At 73.8% G+C, this 17,278-nt stretch carries 19 protein-coding genes; 8 read left to right on the forward strand and 11 right to left on the reverse strand.

What is annotated here, in order from left to right:
• Nucleotides 1–182: 182 nt before the first annotated feature.
• From VGD85_RS17165 to serS, 5 genes are read right to left on the reverse strand one after another with little or no spacing between them, the layout of a single operon-like run.
• Nucleotides 183–752 (reverse strand): hypothetical protein, encoded by a 570-nt coding sequence (locus VGD85_RS17165; RefSeq protein WP_331064649.1) that lies wholly within the window; start codon nucleotides 750–752, stop codon nucleotides 183–185.
• 24 nt (nucleotides 753–776) lie between these two features.
• Complete coding sequence (locus VGD85_RS17170) at nucleotides 777–1,583, reverse strand: HAD-IIB family hydrolase (protein ID WP_331064650.1); 807 nt, start codon at nucleotides 1,581–1,583, stop codon at nucleotides 777–779.
• Nucleotides 1,576–2,079, reverse strand: a complete 504-nt coding sequence (locus VGD85_RS17175) for a GNAT family N-acetyltransferase (RefSeq protein WP_331064651.1) — start codon at nucleotides 2,077–2,079, stop codon at nucleotides 1,576–1,578. Before VGD85_RS17175 ends, VGD85_RS17170 begins: the two co-directional genes overlap by 8 nt.
• Nucleotides 2,076–2,927, reverse strand: coding sequence for an HAD family hydrolase (locus VGD85_RS17180; protein ID WP_331064652.1), 852 nt, complete (start codon nucleotides 2,925–2,927; stop codon nucleotides 2,076–2,078). Before VGD85_RS17180 ends, VGD85_RS17175 begins: the two co-directional genes overlap by 4 nt.
• Nucleotides 2,924–4,213 (reverse strand): serine--tRNA ligase, encoded by a 1,290-nt coding sequence (gene serS / locus VGD85_RS17185; RefSeq protein WP_331064653.1) that lies wholly within the window; start codon nucleotides 4,211–4,213, stop codon nucleotides 2,924–2,926. Before serS ends, VGD85_RS17180 begins: the two co-directional genes overlap by 4 nt.
• A gap of 79 nt (nucleotides 4,214–4,292) precedes the next feature.
• On the opposite strand from serS, the gene VGD85_RS17190 reads away from it, so the two are divergent.
• Nucleotides 4,293–5,867 carry a diacylglycerol kinase family protein gene (locus VGD85_RS17190; RefSeq protein ID WP_331064654.1) on the forward strand — a complete coding sequence of 525 codons (1,575 nt, stop codon included), beginning with the start codon at nucleotides 4,293–4,295 and terminating at the stop codon, nucleotides 5,865–5,867.
• Between the two features lie 249 nt (nucleotides 5,868–6,116).
• On the opposite strand, the gene VGD85_RS17195 is transcribed toward VGD85_RS17190, so the two are convergent.
• The gene (locus VGD85_RS17195) at nucleotides 6,117–6,521 is read right to left on the reverse strand and encodes a DUF4446 family protein (protein ID WP_331064655.1); all 405 of its coding nucleotides are present in this window, start codon (nucleotides 6,519–6,521) and stop codon (nucleotides 6,117–6,119) included.
• Nucleotides 6,522–6,601: 80 nt separating this feature from the next.
• On the opposite strand from VGD85_RS17195, the gene VGD85_RS17200 reads away from it, so the two are divergent.
• A complete protein-coding gene (locus tag VGD85_RS17200) occupies nucleotides 6,602–7,462 on the forward strand; it encodes a prephenate dehydratase (RefSeq protein ID WP_331064656.1) in 861 nt (286 codons plus the stop codon).
• Here VGD85_RS17200 and VGD85_RS17205 read toward each other — a convergent pair.
• Complete coding sequence (locus VGD85_RS17205; RefSeq protein ID WP_331064657.1) at nucleotides 7,437–8,210, reverse strand: VOC family protein; 774 nt, start codon at nucleotides 8,208–8,210, stop codon at nucleotides 7,437–7,439. The two genes, VGD85_RS17200 and VGD85_RS17205, sit on opposite strands and share 26 nt — an antisense overlap.
• A gap of 121 nt (nucleotides 8,211–8,331) precedes the next feature.
• Between VGD85_RS17205 and larB the strand changes: the two genes are divergently transcribed.
• From larB to VGD85_RS17235, 6 genes are all read left to right on the forward strand, one after another.
• Entirely contained in the window at nucleotides 8,332–9,030 is a 699-nt protein-coding gene (gene larB / locus VGD85_RS17210; RefSeq protein ID WP_331064658.1) for a nickel pincer cofactor biosynthesis protein LarB, read from the forward strand.
• Entirely contained in the window at nucleotides 9,027–10,181 is a 1,155-nt protein-coding gene (gene larC, locus VGD85_RS17215; protein WP_331064659.1) for a nickel pincer cofactor biosynthesis protein LarC, read from the forward strand. Before larB ends, larC begins: the two co-directional genes overlap by 4 nt.
• A 9-nt stretch (nucleotides 10,182–10,190) precedes the next feature.
• Complete coding sequence (locus tag VGD85_RS17220; protein WP_331064660.1) at nucleotides 10,191–11,414, forward strand: arginine deiminase; 1,224 nt, start codon at nucleotides 10,191–10,193, stop codon at nucleotides 11,412–11,414.
• A 318-nt stretch (nucleotides 11,415–11,732) separates the two neighbouring features.
• Complete coding sequence (locus tag VGD85_RS17225; RefSeq protein ID WP_331064661.1) at nucleotides 11,733–12,107, forward strand: cyclic nucleotide-binding domain-containing protein; 375 nt, start codon at nucleotides 11,733–11,735, stop codon at nucleotides 12,105–12,107.
• A gap of 83 nt (nucleotides 12,108–12,190) precedes the next feature.
• Nucleotides 12,191–13,165 carry an adenylate/guanylate cyclase domain-containing protein gene (locus VGD85_RS17230; RefSeq protein WP_331064667.1) on the forward strand — a complete coding sequence of 325 codons (975 nt, stop codon included), beginning with the start codon at nucleotides 12,191–12,193 and terminating at the stop codon, nucleotides 13,163–13,165.
• Between the two features lie 30 nt (nucleotides 13,166–13,195).
• Nucleotides 13,196–14,038 (forward strand): hypothetical protein, encoded by an 843-nt coding sequence (locus tag VGD85_RS17235; protein WP_331064662.1) that lies wholly within the window; start codon nucleotides 13,196–13,198, stop codon nucleotides 14,036–14,038.
• Between the two features lie 150 nt (nucleotides 14,039–14,188).
• Here the strand turns inward: VGD85_RS17235 and VGD85_RS17240 are convergent, their stop codons facing one another.
• The 4 genes from VGD85_RS17240 to VGD85_RS17255 all read right to left on the reverse strand — a co-directional run.
• Nucleotides 14,189–15,127 (reverse strand): DUF5926 family protein, encoded by a 939-nt coding sequence (locus VGD85_RS17240; protein WP_331064663.1) that lies wholly within the window; start codon nucleotides 15,125–15,127, stop codon nucleotides 14,189–14,191.
• Nucleotides 15,128–15,137: 10 nt separating this feature from the next.
• The gene (locus VGD85_RS17245) at nucleotides 15,138–15,935 is read right to left on the reverse strand and encodes a glycerophosphodiester phosphodiesterase family protein (protein ID WP_331064664.1); all 798 of its coding nucleotides are present in this window, start codon (nucleotides 15,933–15,935) and stop codon (nucleotides 15,138–15,140) included.
• 17 nt (nucleotides 15,936–15,952) lie between these two features.
• Nucleotides 15,953–16,321: a VOC family protein gene (locus VGD85_RS17250; RefSeq protein WP_331064665.1), complete on the reverse strand. Its 369-nt coding sequence runs from the start codon at nucleotides 16,319–16,321 to the stop codon at nucleotides 15,953–15,955.
• Nucleotides 16,322–16,423: 102 nt separating this feature from the next.
• Nucleotides 16,424–17,278: ATP-binding protein (locus VGD85_RS17255; RefSeq protein ID WP_331064666.1), on the reverse strand; the 855-nt coding region annotated here is incomplete at its 5' end.

Consider the following 17,278-nt stretch of genomic DNA (forward strand, 5'->3'; position numbering starts at 1 on the left):
CGACCCGGCGCCCCGGCGACCCGGGCGACCCGGGCGACCCGGGCGACCCGGGCGACCCGGCGACCCGGCGACCCGGCGACGGCGTGCACTTGTCAGCCGAAACCCGCACGACACGCCGGGGCCCCTCGGCGTGTCGTGCGGGTTTCACCGGCTGACCGGTGAAACCCGCGGCCCCCGAGCCCCTACGCCCGGCGGCGGCCCAGCCCGGCGACGAGCAGCAGCCCCAGGAGGCCGACGAGGACCAGGGCAGCACCGGGAGCCGCGACCCGCTCGAAGCTGGTGGGCGCTTCGCCGACGGTCGTGAACGTCGCCTCGACGGGGGCCGGGGGCTCGGCGGCCCGGCCGGAGCCGAGGAGCCGCTCGACCCGGGCGACCCGGGAGGTCGAGGCGGGCGAGGTGCCGCCGGTGCTGGTGATCTCGAGGTCGGCGCCGGCGGTCATGAAGACGTACGACGTGTCGGGCCGCAGGTCCGGGAGCCCGCACGCCCGGGCGCGGGCCAGGGTCGTCACGGTCGCGTCGGTGGTGTCCAGGTCGCCCTTGTAGATCCGCTCGACGCGCACGGCGTACTCCACGGTGCGGGCCCGCTCGGTCCGCTCCTCGACGGTGCCCACGAAGACGTCGTCGGCGCGTTTGGTCTGCTGCCCGAGCGTCGCCTTGCCGCCCGGGCAGGCGAGCGCGGGGGCGTCGATGGCGGCGACGGCGCCGCCGGCCAGCAGCAGCGCGGCCAGCAGCAGTCGGAGCAGTCGGGTCACGGACACGCCCTCCATCTCAACAGATCACAGGTCGAACACACCAGCCAGGACCCGCGCCACGCCGTCTTCGTCGTGCCCGGGCGCGACATGGTCGGCGGCCTCGGTGACGGTCGGGTGGGCGTCGGCCATGGCGTACGACGTGCCGGCCCACGACAGCATCGGCAGGTCGTTGGGCATGTCCCCGAACGCGATCACCTCGTCCGGCTCGACCCCGAGGTCGGCGCACAGCAGCGCCAGCGTCGAGGCCTTCGTCACGCCCGGCGCGCTGATCTCCAGCAGCGCGGAGCTCGACGACCAGGTGATCACGAGCCGCCCGCCCAACGCCTCCTCGGCGAGGTCCCAGAACTCCTGGGGGGCGAGCTCCTCGTGCAGCGCGAGCAGCTTGACGACCGGTTCGTCGAAGAGGCCGGCCACCGGGGAGCGCCGAGCGCCCTCGGGCACCCGGTGCCGGTCGCGGAACCCCTCCTCGACGGTGATCCCGTGGAGGGTCTCGACCGCGAAGGCGGTGTCGGGGAGCGCCGCCCGCAGCAGCCGGCACGCCTCCAGCCCCAGCTCCGCCTCGATCGGGCGCAGCAGGTGGACGTCGTGGCGGCCGACGTCCCAGACCAGGGCGCCGTTGGCCACCACCGCGAGACCGTGCTGGCCGACGTGCTCGAAGACCTCCTCGGCCCAGCGCAGCGGGCGGCCCGTCACGAAGACCACGACGGCGCCGGCCGCCTCGACCGCGGCGAGGACGTCGGCGGTGTACGGCGACACCGTGCCGTCGGAGCGGACCAGGGTGCCGTCGAGGTCGGTGGCGACAACCTTCGGCCTACCGCTTGCCTCAACCACGACGACCGACGTCCGACAGGCTGATCGGTCTTGCCATGACGAGCTCGCCGTCCTCGTTGCTGCCGCGCAGCTCGGTGAAGCCGCACTTGGCGAGCACCCGGATGCTCGCGGAGTTGGCCGGCTCGACGCTCGCCCGGACCCGCACCCCGGCCCGGTCGGTCTCGGCGAGCAGCGCGCGCAGCGCCTCGGTGGCGAAGCCCCAGCCCCGCGCCTCCTCGACCAGGCCGTAGCCCACCTCGACCTCGGGCACCCCGTCGGCGGCCGGCTCGGGCGGGCCGAAGAAGCCCACCGAGCCGAGCGTCGTCGTGCCGCGCACGATGTGCCGCGGCGCCCACGGGTCACCGGCGCGGTAGAGCGTGGCGGCGTCCCGGTCGTCGGGGCGCGGGTAGTCGCGGTGCCAGCCCTCCCGCCGGCGTCCCTCGCGGATGTCGGCCGCCTCCTCCGGGGTCCAGATCGGGAGCCGGAGCCGTTCGCTGGTGACGACCTCCGGGATCACCGGGAGCTACCCTTCCCGAACCACCGGTCCAGCTCGGTGGCGACGCCGTCGTCGTACACGCTGTCGGTCACGGCGTCGGCCGCCGCGAGGACGTCCTCGATGGCCTGGCCCATCGCGACACCCCGGTGCGCCCACTCGAACATCTCGACGTCGTTGCGTCCGTCGCCGATCGCGAGGGTCTCGTCGGCGGAGACGCCGAGCTCCTTGGCGACGTACTCCAGACCGGAGGCCTTGGAGACGCCGACCGGCGCCAGGTCGAGCCACGCGGTCCAGCCGACCACGTAGTTGGTGCCCTGCAGCCCGAGGTCGCGGGCCAGGGCGACGAACTCGTCGGCGGTGGACTCCGGGTCGCGGATGATCACACGACTGACCTCGGCGGCGAGCAGCTCGTCGAGCTCGGTGACGATCATGTCGCCGGAGAGCTCCCCGTCGGGGAAGTGGGAGTTGACCCGGTAGCCGACGCCGCGCTCCTCGACCGCGACCAGCGCGGTCGGGTGCCGGTCGAGGATCGCCTCGACGGCGGGCCGGGCGTCGAACGTCTCCTCGTGCACGACGTCCAGGGGCGGGTAGCGGAACACCACGGCCCCGTTGGAGGCCACGACCCACAGCCGGTCGCGTCCCGGGCCGTGCAGCTCCAACAGGTCCGCGACGTTCGTCATGCCGTGCGGGGACCGGCCGCTGGCGAGGACGACGTGCGCGCCGGCGTCCATCGCGCGGCGCACCGCCTCCTGGACGGCGGGCGAGATCTCCTCCCGCGTCGTCCCGGACCCCTCCACCCACTTCAAGATCGTGCCGTCGATGTCGAGGGCGACGAGCCGGGGCCTCCAGTCGCGCACCGGCTCGCTCACGTGGCGATCGGCTCCAGCACCTCGCGTCCCAGCCACGGCTGGAGCGCCTTGGGCACCCGGACCGAGCCGTCGGCCTGCTGGTGGGTCTCGAGGATCGCGACGATGGTGCGGGTGATCGCGCACAGCGTGCCGTTGAGCGTGGCGATCGGCCTGATCTCCTGACCGCCGTCGGGGGCCGCGAAGCGGCCGCGGGTGTCGAGCCGGCGGGTCTGGAACTCGGTGCAGTTCGACGTCGACGTGAGCTCGCGGTAGCGACCCTGCGTGGGGATCCACGCCTCGCAGTCGAACTTGCGCTGGGCCGAGAGGCCGAGGTCGCCCGCGGCGACGTCGATGACCCGGTAGGCGAGCTCGAGCTTGCCGAGGAACTCCTTCTCCCAGGCGAGCAGCCGCTGGTGCTCGGCGTACGACTCCTCGGTGGTGGTGTAGACGAACATCTCGACCTTGTCGAACCAGTGCACGCGGATGATGCCCTTGGTGTCCTTGCCGTGCGAGCCGGCCTCCTTGCGGAAGCACGGGCTGAACGCGGCGTAGCGCAGCGGCAGCGCGGCGCCGTCGAGGATCTCGTCGGAGTGGTACGCCGCCATCGGGACCTCCGAGGTCCCGACGAGGTACATGTCCTGGCCCTCGATCCGGTAGACGTCGTCGGCCGCCTGGCCGAGGAAGCCGGTGCCGTCCATCGCGCGCGGCTTGACCATCGAGGGGGCGATCACCGGGGTGAAGCCCGCCTCGCGGGCCTGCTGCATCGCGAGGTTGACCAGCGCCAGCTCCAGCTCGGCGCCCACGCCGGTGAGGAAGTAGAAGCGCGACCCGGACACCTTCGCGCCCCGGTCGAGGTCGATCGCGCCGAGCATCCGGCCGAGCTCGATGTGGTCGCGCGGCTCGAAGCCGTCCGCGGTGAAGTCGCGCGGCGTGCCGACCTCCTCGAGCACGACGTAGTCGTCCTCGCCACCGGCGGGCGCCTCCTCGGCCGCGAGGTTGGGGATGCTCATCAGGGCCGACTGCCACGCCTCCTCGGCGGCCCCCTGCGCCGCCTCGGCCTCCTTCACCGCGGCCGCGAGGGTCTTGGTCCGGGCGAGCAGCTGCTGCTTCTCCTCCCCCTGGGCCTGCGGGATCAGCTTGCCGAGCTGCTTCTGCTCGGCCCGCTTGGCCTCGAAGTCCGCGATCGCGCGGCGCCGCTCGGTGTCGGCGGCGAGCGCCTGGTCCACGACCTCGTCGGACAGCCCGCGCTTGGCCTGGGCGGCGCGCACGCGGTCGGGGTCGTCTCGCAGGACTCGTGGGTCGATCATGCCGGCAAGGCTATCCGGGGCGGGCCCGGCGGGGCGCACCGATTCCTCCGTCATCCACCGGCATGGGAAACTCGAGACCGTGCTCGACCGTCCCCGCGCCACCCTCCTGACCTGGGCGGCGGTGCTCCTCGCGCTGTTCGTGCTGGTCACCGTGACCGTGCAGACCGGCTGGGGCCCGGTGACCTCGATCGACGACCGCGGCCGCGGCGCCGAGGGCTGGGCCGTCGACGAGCACTGGCTCCGGGTGCCGCTGCGCTGGATCGAGATCGGGTTCGGCGCGATCGGCACGTGGGTGATCGTCGGGGTGCTGGCCGTGCTGCTGTTCGTGCGCCACCACCGCCGGGCCGCCGTCTACGCGGTCGGTGTGCTCGCGGTCACCAAGACCGCCACGACGCTGCTCAAGGACGTGTTCGGCCGGCACCGCCCCGACTGGCAGAACCCCGAGAACCTGCTGCACAGCAACGCCTACCCGAGCGGCCACTCCTCCTCGATCGTCGCGATCGCGGGCGTGGCGGCGGTGCTGGTGATGATGCTCGTACGCCGGCGCAGCGCCCGCCAGACGGCGTACGCGCTCCTGGTCCTGCTGGCGGTGGTCGTCGGCCTCGACCGGGTGCTGCTCGGCCGCCACTACCCCAGCGACGTGATCGGCGGCGCGCTGCTGGGGGCGGTGGTCGTGCTGCTCGGCATCGTCGTGTACAACCCCCTGCCGCGCAGCCACGCCGCCAGCGTGGAGCCGCTGCCGGAGGTGTTCGGCTCCGAGCACCGGCTGACGGTGATCCTCAACCCCGTCAAGGTCGAGGACGTCGGGCAGTTCGAGTCGCTGGTCACCGCGATGGCGGCCGAGGCCGGCTGGTCGGAGCCGACCTGGTACTACACGACCGTCGAGGACCCCGGCACCGGCATGGCTGAGGCGGCGGCCGTCGCGGGCACCGACCTGGTGCTCGTGTGCGGCGGCGACGGCACCGTCCGCGAGGTGTGCGCCGAGCTGGCCGGCACCGGCATCCCGGTCGGGATCATCCCCGCCGGCACCGGCAACCTCCTGGCCCGCAACCTGGACATCCCGCTGTACCTGCGCGCCGCGATCGACGTGGCGCTCACCGGCCAGGACCGGGCCATCGACCTCGTGGAGGTCTCGGGCGACGGGTTCGAGGACACCCACTTCATGGTGATGGCCGGGATGGGCTTCGACGCCGCGATCATGGAGGGCGTCAACGAGGACATCAAGAAGCGGGTCGGCTGGCTCGCCTACGTCCTGTCGGCCCTGAAGTCGTTGATGTTCCCCGCGGTGCGCGTCGAGGTCTCGGTCGACGGCGGGGAGTTCACCAAGCACCGCGCCCGCACGATCGTGGTCGGCAACGTCGGCTTCCTCCAGGCCGGGATGCCGCTGCTGCCGGACGCCGCGATCGACGACGGCGTGCTGGACGTGGTGATGCTGCACCCACGGCGGTTCCTCTCCTGGATCCCGCTCGCCTACCGGGTGCTGGCCCGCCGGCCGCGCACCGACGAGCTCGTCAACCGGATGACCGGCCACTCGGTGGTCGTCCGTGCCTCCACCGACACCCCCCGCCAGCTCGACGGCGACTCGATCGGCCCCGGCCGCGAGCTGCGGATGACCTGCATCCACGGCCGGCTGCTGGTCCGCGTGCCCCGGTAGCCCCCGCGAGTCGGCGCCAATGCAGACCGAAACACCCTCGACTCGGCGCCAATGCAGACCGCAACCCCCTCGACTCGGCGCCAATGCAGGCCGCAACACCCTCGACTCGGCGCGAATGCAGACAGCGCGGGCCGGCGACCCTCCGCCGGGGTCTGCATTTGCGCCGACTCGGCACCCCTCCGACCTGCATTCGCGCCGACTCGGCACCCCTCCAACCTGCATTCGCGCCGACTCGGCACCCGAGGTGAGTCAGCGGTGCGGGCGCGCCTGCCCGACCGCTTCGAGCTCCTCGGGTGAGAGCTGCTGGTCGCACCGCCACTCATGGATGCTCTTGGCGTAGGTGCGGGCGTCGCTGCGGCCGTGGATCGAGGTGAGCACCACCCCGTCGCCGGCGTCGTCGAGCAGCGCCAGCGACCAGGACAGGTGACCGCCCATGTCGCCGAACGCGTCGTAGCGCACCACGGCGAGGTGGCGCAGCGCGTCGCTGGCCTCCGCCCGGAGTGCGGCGACCTCGCCGCGCAACCCGAGGACGTCCTCGGGCAGGGCGTCGGCGCCGGAGCCGCGCCGGGCGCCGTCAGTACGGCGCACCGCGAGCAGCGCGACGGCCAGCGCCACGCGGCCGACGACGAGGGCGAGGACGGCGAGGATCTCCACGCGTCGAGCCTAGGTCGGACGCCGGGTCGCGGGTCGGACGCCGGGCCGGGCGGTCGCGACGGCCATGGGACGATGAGCCGGTGAGCGGACGGATCGCCTACCAGGGAGAACCCGGGGCCAACTCCCACCAGGTGTGCAGGCAGCACTACCCCGACTGGGAGGCCGTGCCGTGCGCGTCGTTCGAGGACGTCTTCGCCGCCGTGGAGGCCGGCGAGGCGGAGCTCGCGATGATCCCGATCGACAACTCCATCGCCGGTCGGGTGGCCGACATCCACCACTTCCTGCCCGGCTCGGGGCTGCACATCATCGCCGAGCACTTCCTGCGGATCCGGTTCCACCTGCTCGGCGTCGCCGGCGCGTCCCTGGGGTCGATCACGACCGTCCACAGCCACGTGCACGCCCTCGGCCAGTGTCGCAAGGTGATCCGTGAGCACGGGCTGCGGCCCGTGATCGCCGGCGACACCGCCGGCGCCGCCCGGGAGGTCGCCGAGCTCGGCGACCCGACCCAGGCGGCGATCTCCCCGCCGCTGGCCGCGGAGATCTACGGCCTGGAGGTGCTCGCGGAGGACGTCGAGGACGAGGAGCACAACACCACCAGGTTCGTGGTGCTCTCCCGCGACCTCGTCCAGGCGCCGTCCGGGAACGGCCCCGTCGTCACCAGCTTCATCTTCAACGTCCGCAACCTGCCGGCGGCGCTCTACAAGGCGTTGGGCGGGTTCGCGACCAACGGCGTGAACATGACCAAGCTGGAGAGCTACATGGTCGGCGGGGAGTTCATCGCCACCCAGTTCCTCGCCGAGGTCGACGGGCACCCCGACGACGTCGGCGTGAAGCGCGCCCTGGAGGAGCTGGCGTTCTTCACCACCGACGTCAAGATCCTCGGCGTCTATCCCGCGGATCCGTTCCGCAGCGAGGTCAGCTCGGGGCCTGCATCAGGTTGAACGCGGCGCCTTGCGGGTCGGCGAGCACCGCCATCCGGCCGACGCCCGGGACGTCGAAGGCCGGCGCGACGACCGTGCCGCCGAGCTCGGTCGCCCGCGCGATCGTGTCGTCGACGGACGCGACGTTGAAGTAGACGTTCCAGTGCGCCGGCACGCCGTCCATCTGCGGCCGCATCGCGCCGCCGACCTGGCGGCCGTCGACGACCAGGCAGGTGTACGCCGGGCCCTCGCCCATCGGCTGGTCCTCCCAGGTGACGCCGAGGACCTCGCTGTAGAAGCGGGTCGCGGCCGGGACGTCCGGGGTGATCACCTCGTTCCAGATCGGCGTGCCGGGCTCGTTGGCCCGCTCGGTGCCGATCGAGGCGCCGGCCTGCCAGAGGCTGACGAAGGCCCCGGTCGGGTCCTTGACCACCGACATCCGGCCGAGGTCCATCACGTCGAACGGCCCGGCCTCCACGCTGCCGCCGGCACCGGCGACCCTCGCGGTCGCCGCGTCGACGTCGTCGACCGCGAGGTAGACGCCCCAGTAGGCCTCGTGACCGTCCATGCCGGGCATCGGGCCCGAGATGCCGGCGACGGCGTCACCGCCAACGCTCACCGTCACGTAGTAACCCGCCTCGCCCATCGGGATGTCCGCGAGCTCCCAACCGAACAACCCGCCGTAGAACCGCTTGGCGGACTCCTGGTCGGGCGTCGTCAGCTCGACGTAGCTGGGGGTCCCCTGGACGTAGGACTCGATCTTGGTCATCTCTGCTCCTGGTGCTGAGAGGTTGTCGGTGGATCGACCCCACCGGACAGACAACACCCGACCGCCGACAGCTGACAACGCCCGGACGGTGCCCGGACGGTGAACGAGTAGGTTCACCTGCGTGGAGCAGCCCGCGGACCAGCCCGACCCCCGGATCGCCGACCTCGGCTTCGCCCGCGTCGACGTCGACCGCGCCGCCCGCACCGGCGACCCGGAGGTCGTCTACGGCGCGGGGAAGACCCCCGACCAGGTCGTGGCGATCCTGCGCGCCCTCCAGGACAAGCACCCCGAGCGGGCGGTCCTCGCGACCCGCGTCACGCCCGAGGCGCGCGAGCGGGTGGTGGCGGCGATCCCCGGCGCGTCCGTCGACCCGGTGGCCGGCGCGGTCACCGTCGGCCCATTGCCGACGGCGCGCGGGACGGTCGCGGTCGTCAGCGCCGGCACCTCCGACGCGCCGGTGGCGGCCGAGGCCGCGCTGACGGTCCGGGTGCACGGCGCGAACGTCGACCGGATCTCCGACGTCGGGGTCGCCGGGCTGCACCGGCTGCTCGGCGTGCGCGACCGGCTGGAGGCGGCCGACTGCCTGGTGGTGGTCGCCGGGATGGAGGGCGCCCTGCCGTCGGTGGTCGGCGGGCTGACCGGCGTACCGATCGTCGCCGTGCCGACGAGCGTGGGCTACGGCGCCTCGCTCGGGGGCGTCGCCGCACTGCTGGCGATGCTCAACTCCTGCGCCCCCGGCATCACGGTCGTCAACATCGACAACGGGTACGGCGCGGGCGTCCACGCCGCCCGGGTCGCGCGCCGGAGCGTGCCCCGGTGAGGGCCCTCTGGGTCGACGCGTCCGCGGGGGCGAGCGGCGACATGCTCCTGGGTGCGCTGGTGGGCGCCGGCGTGCCGCTGGAGGTGCTCCAGCGCGCGGTCGACACGGTCGCGCCCGAGCCGGTGACGCTGCGCGCCGAGGGGGTACGCCGCGGCGGGCTGGCCGCCACCCGGGTTCACGTCGAGGTCGCCGAGTCCCACCACCACCGCACCTGGCGCGACATCCGGGCTCTGCTGGACGGCCACGACCTCGCACTGCGGGTCTTCGAGCGGCTCGCCGCCGCCGAGGGGGCCGTGCACGGCATGCCCGCCGACGACGTGCACTTCCACGAGGTCGGGGCGCTGGACGCGATCGCCGACGTCGTCGGGGTCTGCGCGGGCTTCGAGCACTTCGGCGCCGAGACCGTGACCGTGTCCCCGGTCGCGGTCGGGTCCGGCACGGTGCGCACCGAGCACGGCCTCCTGCCGGTGCCGCCGCCGGCGGTGGCCGAGCTGCTGCGCGGCGTGCCGTCGTACGCCGGCCCCGGGACGATGGAGCTGTGCACGCCCACCGGCGCGGCGCTGCTCACCACGCTCGCCACGGCCTTCGGTCCCCAGCCCCCGATGACGGTCGACGCGATCGGGGTCGGCGCCGGCGGCCGCGATCCCGAGGGGCACCCCAACGCGCTGCGGCTGTTCGTGGGCGAGCCCGGGGTGGGCGCGGGGGCTCCGCTGCTGCTCGAGTGCAACGTCGACGACCTCGACCCCCGCGTGTGGCCGGCGGTGCTCGCGGCCCTGCTCGAGGCCGGTGCGTCCGACGCGTGGCTGACGCCGATCCTGATGAAGAAGGGCCGCCCCGCGCACACGCTCAGCGCGCTCGTCGACAGCAGCCGGGCGCCCGGCGTACGGTCCGCGATCTTCCGGCAGACCTCGACGATCGGGCTGCGCGAGCAGCCGGTCGGCAAGCACGCACTGGAGCGCCAGATCGTCGGCGTCGAGGTCGGCGGGCAGCCGGTCGCGGTCAAGCTCGCCCGCCACGAGGGGGCCGTGGTCAACGCCCAGCCGGAGTACGACGACGTGGCGCGTGCGGCCGCGGCGCTCGGCCGGCCGGTCGCCGACGTGCTCGCGGAGGCCGCGGCGCTCGCCCGGGCGTTCCTGAACGTCACCGCCTAGAGTCTCCGCATGGCTTCTCCCCACGGCGCCGACAGCGAGGTCGGCCGGCTCCAGACGGTCATGCTGCACCGACCGGGCAACGAGCTGAAACGCCTCACCCCGCGCAACAACGACCGGCTGCTGTTCGACGGCATCCCGTGGGTGAGCCGGGCCCAGGACGAGCACGACGCGTTCGCCGAGGCGCTGCGCGCGCGGGGCGTCGAGGTGCTCTACCTCACCGAGCTGCTGACGGAGACCTTCGCCGACGAGACCGCCCGCAACCACGCGATCACCACGGCGCTGGCCGGGCTGCACCTCGGCGACACGATGCGCAGCTACCTCGCGCGCGTCCTCCACGACGCGTCCCCGGAGGAGCTCACCGGTCATCTGACCGCCGGGATCCGCAACGACGAGGTCCGCGGCGGCGCCGGCCTGGTGACGTCGCTGCTGGCCAGCGACGACTTCCTCGTCGACCCGCTCCCGAACCTGCTGTTCACGCGCGACTCCTCGGTGTGGGTGCGCGACCGGGTGGCGGTCACCTCGCTGGCGATGCCGGCCCGGGCGCGGGAGACCCAGCTGACCGAACTCATCTACACCGAGCACCCGCGGTTCCGTGGCACCCGCAAGATCCACGGCTGGCACCACGAGCACGTGGAGGGCGGCGACGTGCTGCTGCTCGCGCCCGGCGTGATCGCGGTGGGGGTCGGCGAGCGGACGACGCCGGCCGGCGTGGAGCGCTTCGCCCGCCAGGTCTTCCACGCCGACCTGGCGCACACGGTGCTCGCCGTACCGATCGCGCAGGAGCGCGCGACCATGCACCTCGACACGGTGTGCACGATGGTCGACGTCGACAAGATCGTGATGTACCCCAACGTCGCCGACTCGCTGCGAGCGCACGCCGTGACGTTGGCCGACCGCGCCGACGACGACCGCGACCTGGTGCTCGACGTGGCCGAGGCCGAGCCGTTCCTGGTGGCGGCCGCCAAGGCGATGGGCATCGACACGCTGCACCAGATCGACACCGGCCTCGACCCGGTCACCGCCGAGCGGGAGCAGTGGGACGACGGCAACAACACCCTCGCGCTCGCCCCGCGCGTCGCCGTCGCCTACGAGCGCAACGACGAGACCAACGCCCGGCTGGAGGACGCCGGCATCGAGGTGGTCCGGATCGCCGGCTCCGAGCTCGGCTCGGGCCGCGGCGGGCCGCGGTGCATGAGCTGCCCGATCTCCCGGGAGCCGCTGCCCGTGGGCTGACCCGTCCGGGCCGGCGGCGGGTGGTCCGCGGCTCTTGTCGTTTGGTCACCAACGGCGCACATTTCGACAGTTCCGATGCCGGCTGTGACCAATCGATCGATCCAGGGATCACCGCGCCGGTCGTCGCCACCCCGTGGGCAGTCTGTGACCAATCGCGGGCCGGACTGGCAGATCCCCACCGCAACCTGTGTCGTTTGGTCCCCAACGACGAGCATTTGCGCACGGAGGTGACAACGGCGGGCGGACCCGGGCGTTTACACGGACGCGCCGCTCCGGAAGGATCGCCTCGGGGAGGATGGACCGCGAGAGGCGGAGTACATGGCTGAGTCGTTCTACGACGCGTTCGAGCCCGAGGAGATCGCCCGGATCGCCGCGGCGGGCACCCGGGTGCACCTGCCCCAGGGGTGGTCGCCGATCTGGGAGCAGACGCCCGCGGACAAGGCGTACATCATCCTCGACGGCACGGTCTCGGTGCGCCACCACGGCCAGGAGATCGCCCAGCTCGGCCCCGGGGACATCGTGGGCGAGGCCGCGATCGTCAACCACTCGCTGCGGACCGCGTCGATCGTGGCGCTCACGCCGCTGGAGCTGATCCACTTCACCGACGAGGCGGTCCGCCGGCTCAGCGACGAGATGCCCAGCTTCCGGGCGGCACTGGAGAGCGTGGCGCTGGAACGGTTCGGTCCACACTGACCGAGCCGCTCCCCCCGACCCGTGCCGACCTCGCCGGCGCCCAGGAGGCCGTCGAGGCGCTGCTGCTGGGCGAGCTGCCCCACCTGACCCGCGGCGAGGTCGCCGAGCGGGCGGGAGTGCCGATCGAGGTCGCCGAGCTGCTGTGGCGGCTCCTCGGCTTCGCCCGCACCGAGCCCGACGACCGGGCGTTCACCGAGGCCGACGTGGAGGCGCTGCGGCTCAGCCGCGAGCTGATGGAGCTCGGCATCCTCGGCCCCGACTCGCAGGCGGCGCTCGTGCGCACCTGGGGGCGCAGCTACGCCCGGCTCGCGGAGTGGCAGACCAGCCTGCTCGCCGACATCGCGATCGCCGCGCCCGACCCCGAGCAGCGGCTCACCGAGCTCGCCACGTCGGTGCTGCCACGGGTCGAGGCGCTGCAGAGCTACGCGTGGCGCCGCCACCTCGCGAGCGCCACCAGCCGGGCGCTCGCCGTGGAGTCCGCGCCCGTGAGCCCGGTCCGCCCGCTGGCCGTGTGCTTCGTCGACATCGTCGGCTACACCTCGCGCAGCAAGGCTCTCGACGAGGGCGAGCTCGTCGACTGGCTGGAGCGGTTCGAGGACGCCGCGACCGGGGTGATCACCGACCACGGCGGCCGGATCATCAAGACGATCGGCGACGAGGTCCTCTTCGTCGCCGACGACGCCGCCGAGGCCGCCGAGGCGGCGCTCGAGATGACGACACGCGGAGCCGACGAGGAGGACGGCTTCCCGGCCGTGCGCGCCGGCATCGCGTACGGCGAGGTCGTCAGCCGGCTCGGCGACGTGTTCGGCCCGACGGTCAACGTGGCGGCCCGGCTGACCTCGGTCGCCCGCCCCGGGGCGGTGCTCGTCGACCGCGGCTGCTTCGAGCGGCTCACCGGCCGCACCGAGGACGCGGAGGAGGACGGGCCCGGCGAGGGGGAGGCCGCGGACGAGTCCGGCGCCGCGGCGTCGGCGTACTCCTTGCGGCGCGTGCGCCGCGTCACCGTCAAGGACTATCCGCGGCTCCAGCCGTGGGTGCTGCGCCGCACCACCTCCTGAGCCGCGACCGAGCTGCGCGAGAATGGGCCGGTGCGGTCGATCCTGCTGGCCACGTTCGAGCTCGTTCCCGACGGCGAGGCCGGTGCCGACCGGCTGGTCCGGGCGTTCGCCGACCGCGGGGTCCGCGCCGAGTGGGCGGTGTGGACCGACCCGGGGGTCGACTGGGCGGCGGCCGACGCGGTGCTGGTCCGGTCGACGTGGGACTACCACCGCCGGCTCCCGGAGTTCCTGGCCTGGATCGAGGCGGTCTCGGCCCGGACCCGGCTGGTCAACGAAGCGGCGCTGCTGCGCTGGAACGCGGACAAGTCCTACCTGCTCGACCTCGCCGACGAGCTGCCGGTCGTGCCGACCCGCACCGTGCCCGCCGGCGGGCTCCTCGCCGGCCTGCGCGACGGCCTCGCCGAGCACGGCACCGTCGTGCTCAAGCCGCGGGTGGGCGCCTCGGGCATCGGGGTCGTGGTCGCCGCCGCCACCGACGACCTGCGGCTCGCGACGCTGACCGCGGGGCCGTGGGTGGCGCAGCCGTTCGTCGAGTCCGTGCGCACCGAGGGCGAGACGTCGGTCTACGTGTTCGGGGGCCGGGCGGTCTCGCAGCTGCGGAAGATCCCGGCGGCGAGCGAGGTCCGCGTGCAGGAGGAGTACGGCGGCCGCACGGTCGCGGTCCCCCTCGACGACGACGCCGCGGCGCTGGCGGAGCGGGCGGTCGCCGTCGCGGGCGCGCGCACCGGCCGGCAGCCGGCGTACGCCCGGGTCGACCTGTTGCGACACGACGGGCACCTGGTGCTCAGCGAGCTCGAGCTGATCGAGCCCGGGCTCTACCTCGACCTGCTGCCGCAGAACGCGGTCGCGCTGGCCGCGCAGGCGCTCGCCTGACCCAGCGGGCCCCGGGGGCATGAAGAAGCCCGGCCGTTGCCGACGGGGGATACGACAACGACCGGGCTCTGCGAATCTACGTGCCCGGCGAGGACCGCACAACTCCCACACGCCCGAGACGGGGTGTCGATCGCCACGCCGGCGCAGTTTTTACCTGATGGTGACCTGGCGGTTGGCCAGGCCCGACCGGGCGGCGCGCTCGTCGGCGCTCAGGTCGCCGGTCTGCGCGAGCGCCTCGGCCAGGTCGGCGGCGAACCGCTCGGCCGGCTCCTCGAGCGGCTCGGGCCCGGTCCCGACCGGCAGGTCCCAGACGGGCGTGAGCAGCCCGTGGGCCCGGAACATGCCGACGAAGCGGGAGCCGTCGACCAGGTGGTCCTGGCCCGCGGCGTGCAGCCGGGCGAGCGCGTCCAGCAGCCGGTCCTCCGGCTCGGGCATCACCCAGCGCAGGTGCTCCTTGGAGCCGACGTTGGTCCAGTACGCCGCCTCGACGGTGGTCAGCCGGGCGGTCGGGAGTGCCGCGGTGTTGGCCTGCTCGAGCGCCGCCGCCATCGCGGCCCGGTCGCCCTCGTCGACGTCGCCGATCCAGAACTCGAAGCCGTCGTGGACGGTGACGGCGAGCCGGTCGCCGCTCACCAGGTCCTGCAGCCGCGGTCCCTCGCCGGGCGGGTCGGTCAGCCCGACGATGCCGGCCTCGGCGTCCAGCGCCTTGGTGAGCACCGCACCGAGGTCGCGCGCCGGGTCGCCGAAGTTGTGCTGGACCTGCAGACCGAGCCAGATCTCGCCGCTGTCGCGCACCATGGCCGGCGCCGCCATCGGCAGCAGCGTGCACAGTTGGACGGCGCGGTCGGGGTGGTCCACGAGCGTGAGCGGCGCGGTCGCCGCCGGCACGAGCTCGCGCATCGCCACGATGTCGCACTCCGACGGCAGCCCCTCGAAGGGCCGGCTCACGAACGGTGCCGGCGCGCCGCCGGCCGCGCCGTGGCAGGCCTTGTAGCGCTTCCCGGACCCGCACGGGCAGGGCTGCCGCGGCCCGACCTCCCCGGCGGTGGGCTGCTGGTCGCGGGCCTTGGTGCGGGACTTCTTCGCCATGCGGGTGACCCTAGTCCGACCGGCCCTCCCGCTGGTCGAGCAGGTCGTGGATGTAGGCCGGCCGGTCGGTGATCACGGCCCGCACGCCGAGCTCGAGGCACAGGTCGAGCTCCGCCGGGGTGTTCACGGTCCACACGTGCAGGTCGTGGCCGCTGCGTAGGATCCGCGGGCCGAGGCGCCGGTGCTCCATGAGCTCGCCGATGCCGGGCCCGACCAGCCAGTCCTCGCCGATCAGCCGGCGCAGCACCGGCCAGTGCCGAGCCCGCTCGACCAGCATCACCAGCCGGATGCCGGGCGCCAACCGCTCGGTCCGCTGCAGCGCGGTCCACGAGAAGCTCATCACCCGGACCGGCGACCCGGGCCGGTCCCAGCCGAAGTGGCGCAGCTGCTCGACCAGGCGGCGCTCCACGAGGCCGCCGTACCGCGTCGGGTGTTTGGTCTCGATCGCGACCTCGACCGGGCGGTCGTAGTCGGCGACGGTCTCGAGCAGCGTGCGCAGCGTCAGCACCCGGTCCAGCCGCTCGTCGCGGGCCGGCGCCTCGTCGTCGAGGTCGGCCCAGGGGTTCTTCCAGGAGGCGAAGTCCAGCTGGTCGAGGTCCGCGAGCTCCATCGTGGACACCAGCCCCCGGGTGCGCGCCGTACGCCGCAGGTCGCGGTCGTGCACGCACACCAGGTGGCCGTCGGCGGTCAGCCGGACGTCGCACTCGAGCGCGTCGGCGCCGGCGTCCAGGGCCGCGACGTAGGCGCCGAGCGTGTGCTCGGCGTTCTCGTGGCTGGCGCCGCGGTGGGCGACGACCTGAGGCCTCACGCTGTGGTCACCCAGGCTCACCGGGGCCGGTGCTCGACGAGGCCCACGAGGTTGCCCTCGGAGTCGCGGACGAACGCCTGCCACTCGTCGGTGCCGACCGGGCCGAGCGTGTCGTTGGCGTGGGTGAAGATCAGGTGCGGCTCGGACTCGATGACCGCCCCGGCGTCGCGGAGGCGGGCGACGGTGGCGTCGACGTCGTCGACCCGCAGGTAGATCGTGGCGCTCGGCGCGCCGCGCTCGACCATCAGCCGCACGCCGTCGAGGTCGAAGAACACCAGGCCCGGCGGGTCGTACGTCGCGACCGGCGGGCGGCCCACCAGCAGGGTGTAGAACGCCGCCGCCCGGTCGAGGTCGTCGGCGCGCTGCGCGATCTGGACGAGGTCCATGTCTCGATGGTCTCAGGGCGCCGGGCCCAGGACCGTCGAGACACCCGAAGTGGTCGCCGCGGAATCGGTTCCATCAGCCAGTTCTGGTGTCTCGACGCCCGCTCACCGCGACCGCAGGAACTGGCCGAAGTGCGGCACGGTGAAGCCGACGCTGCCCCGCTCGGCGGAGTAGACGAGCCCCTTCTTGATCAGCCCGTCGCGCGCGGGCGAGAGCGACTGCGGCTTGCGGGCCAGGTGGCGGGCGATGTCGGCGGTGGCGACGGCGGCGTCGCCGTGCTCGGCGCCGAGGTCGGCCATCGCGACCATGTAGTCGCGCTCGGCCGGGGTGGCCCGGTCGTAGCGAGCGCCGAAGAACCCGACGGCCAGCTCCGCCTCGGCCTCCGGCGCCGCGGCGTGCACATCGGCGGCCCGGATCGGGGACCCCACGGCCGCGTCCCAGGTGACCTTGCCGTAGGCCTGCACGAAGTAGGGGTAGCCGTCGGTCAGCCGGTACAGCTCGTCGAGCGCGTCGTCCTCGAACGTCACCCCCTCGCTCCCGGCGGGCACCCGCCAGGCGCGGTCGGCCATCGGGCGCGGCAGCCGGTCGACCGAGACGTAGCGGAACAGGCGCTCGGCGTACGACTTCGACGCGGCGAGCGCGACCGGCAGGTGCGGCAGCCCGGCGCCGACGACGATCAGCGGGGCGCCCTGCTGGCTGATCTCGTGACACGCGCCGCAGATCGCGCCGAGCTCGGCGGGGGCGATGTCTTGCATCTCGTCGACGAAGAGCGCCACCCCGACCCCGAGGTCGCCCGCGAGCGTCGCGACGTCGGTGAACAGCTCGACGAGGTCGAGCTCGAGGTCGCCGGAGTCAGCGCGGCCGCGGGTGGCCGGCACGTCGACCGGCGGGGTCCACCGGGCCCCGGCCCGGCTCGCCGCGCGGCGCTCGTCGGCGCCGGTGCGCAGCGCGAAGCTCTT

It is taken from the genome of Nocardioides sp., assembly GCF_036401255.1.
In the GTDB taxonomy this organism is placed as follows: Bacteria; Actinomycetota; Actinomycetes; order Propionibacteriales; family Nocardioidaceae; genus Nocardioides.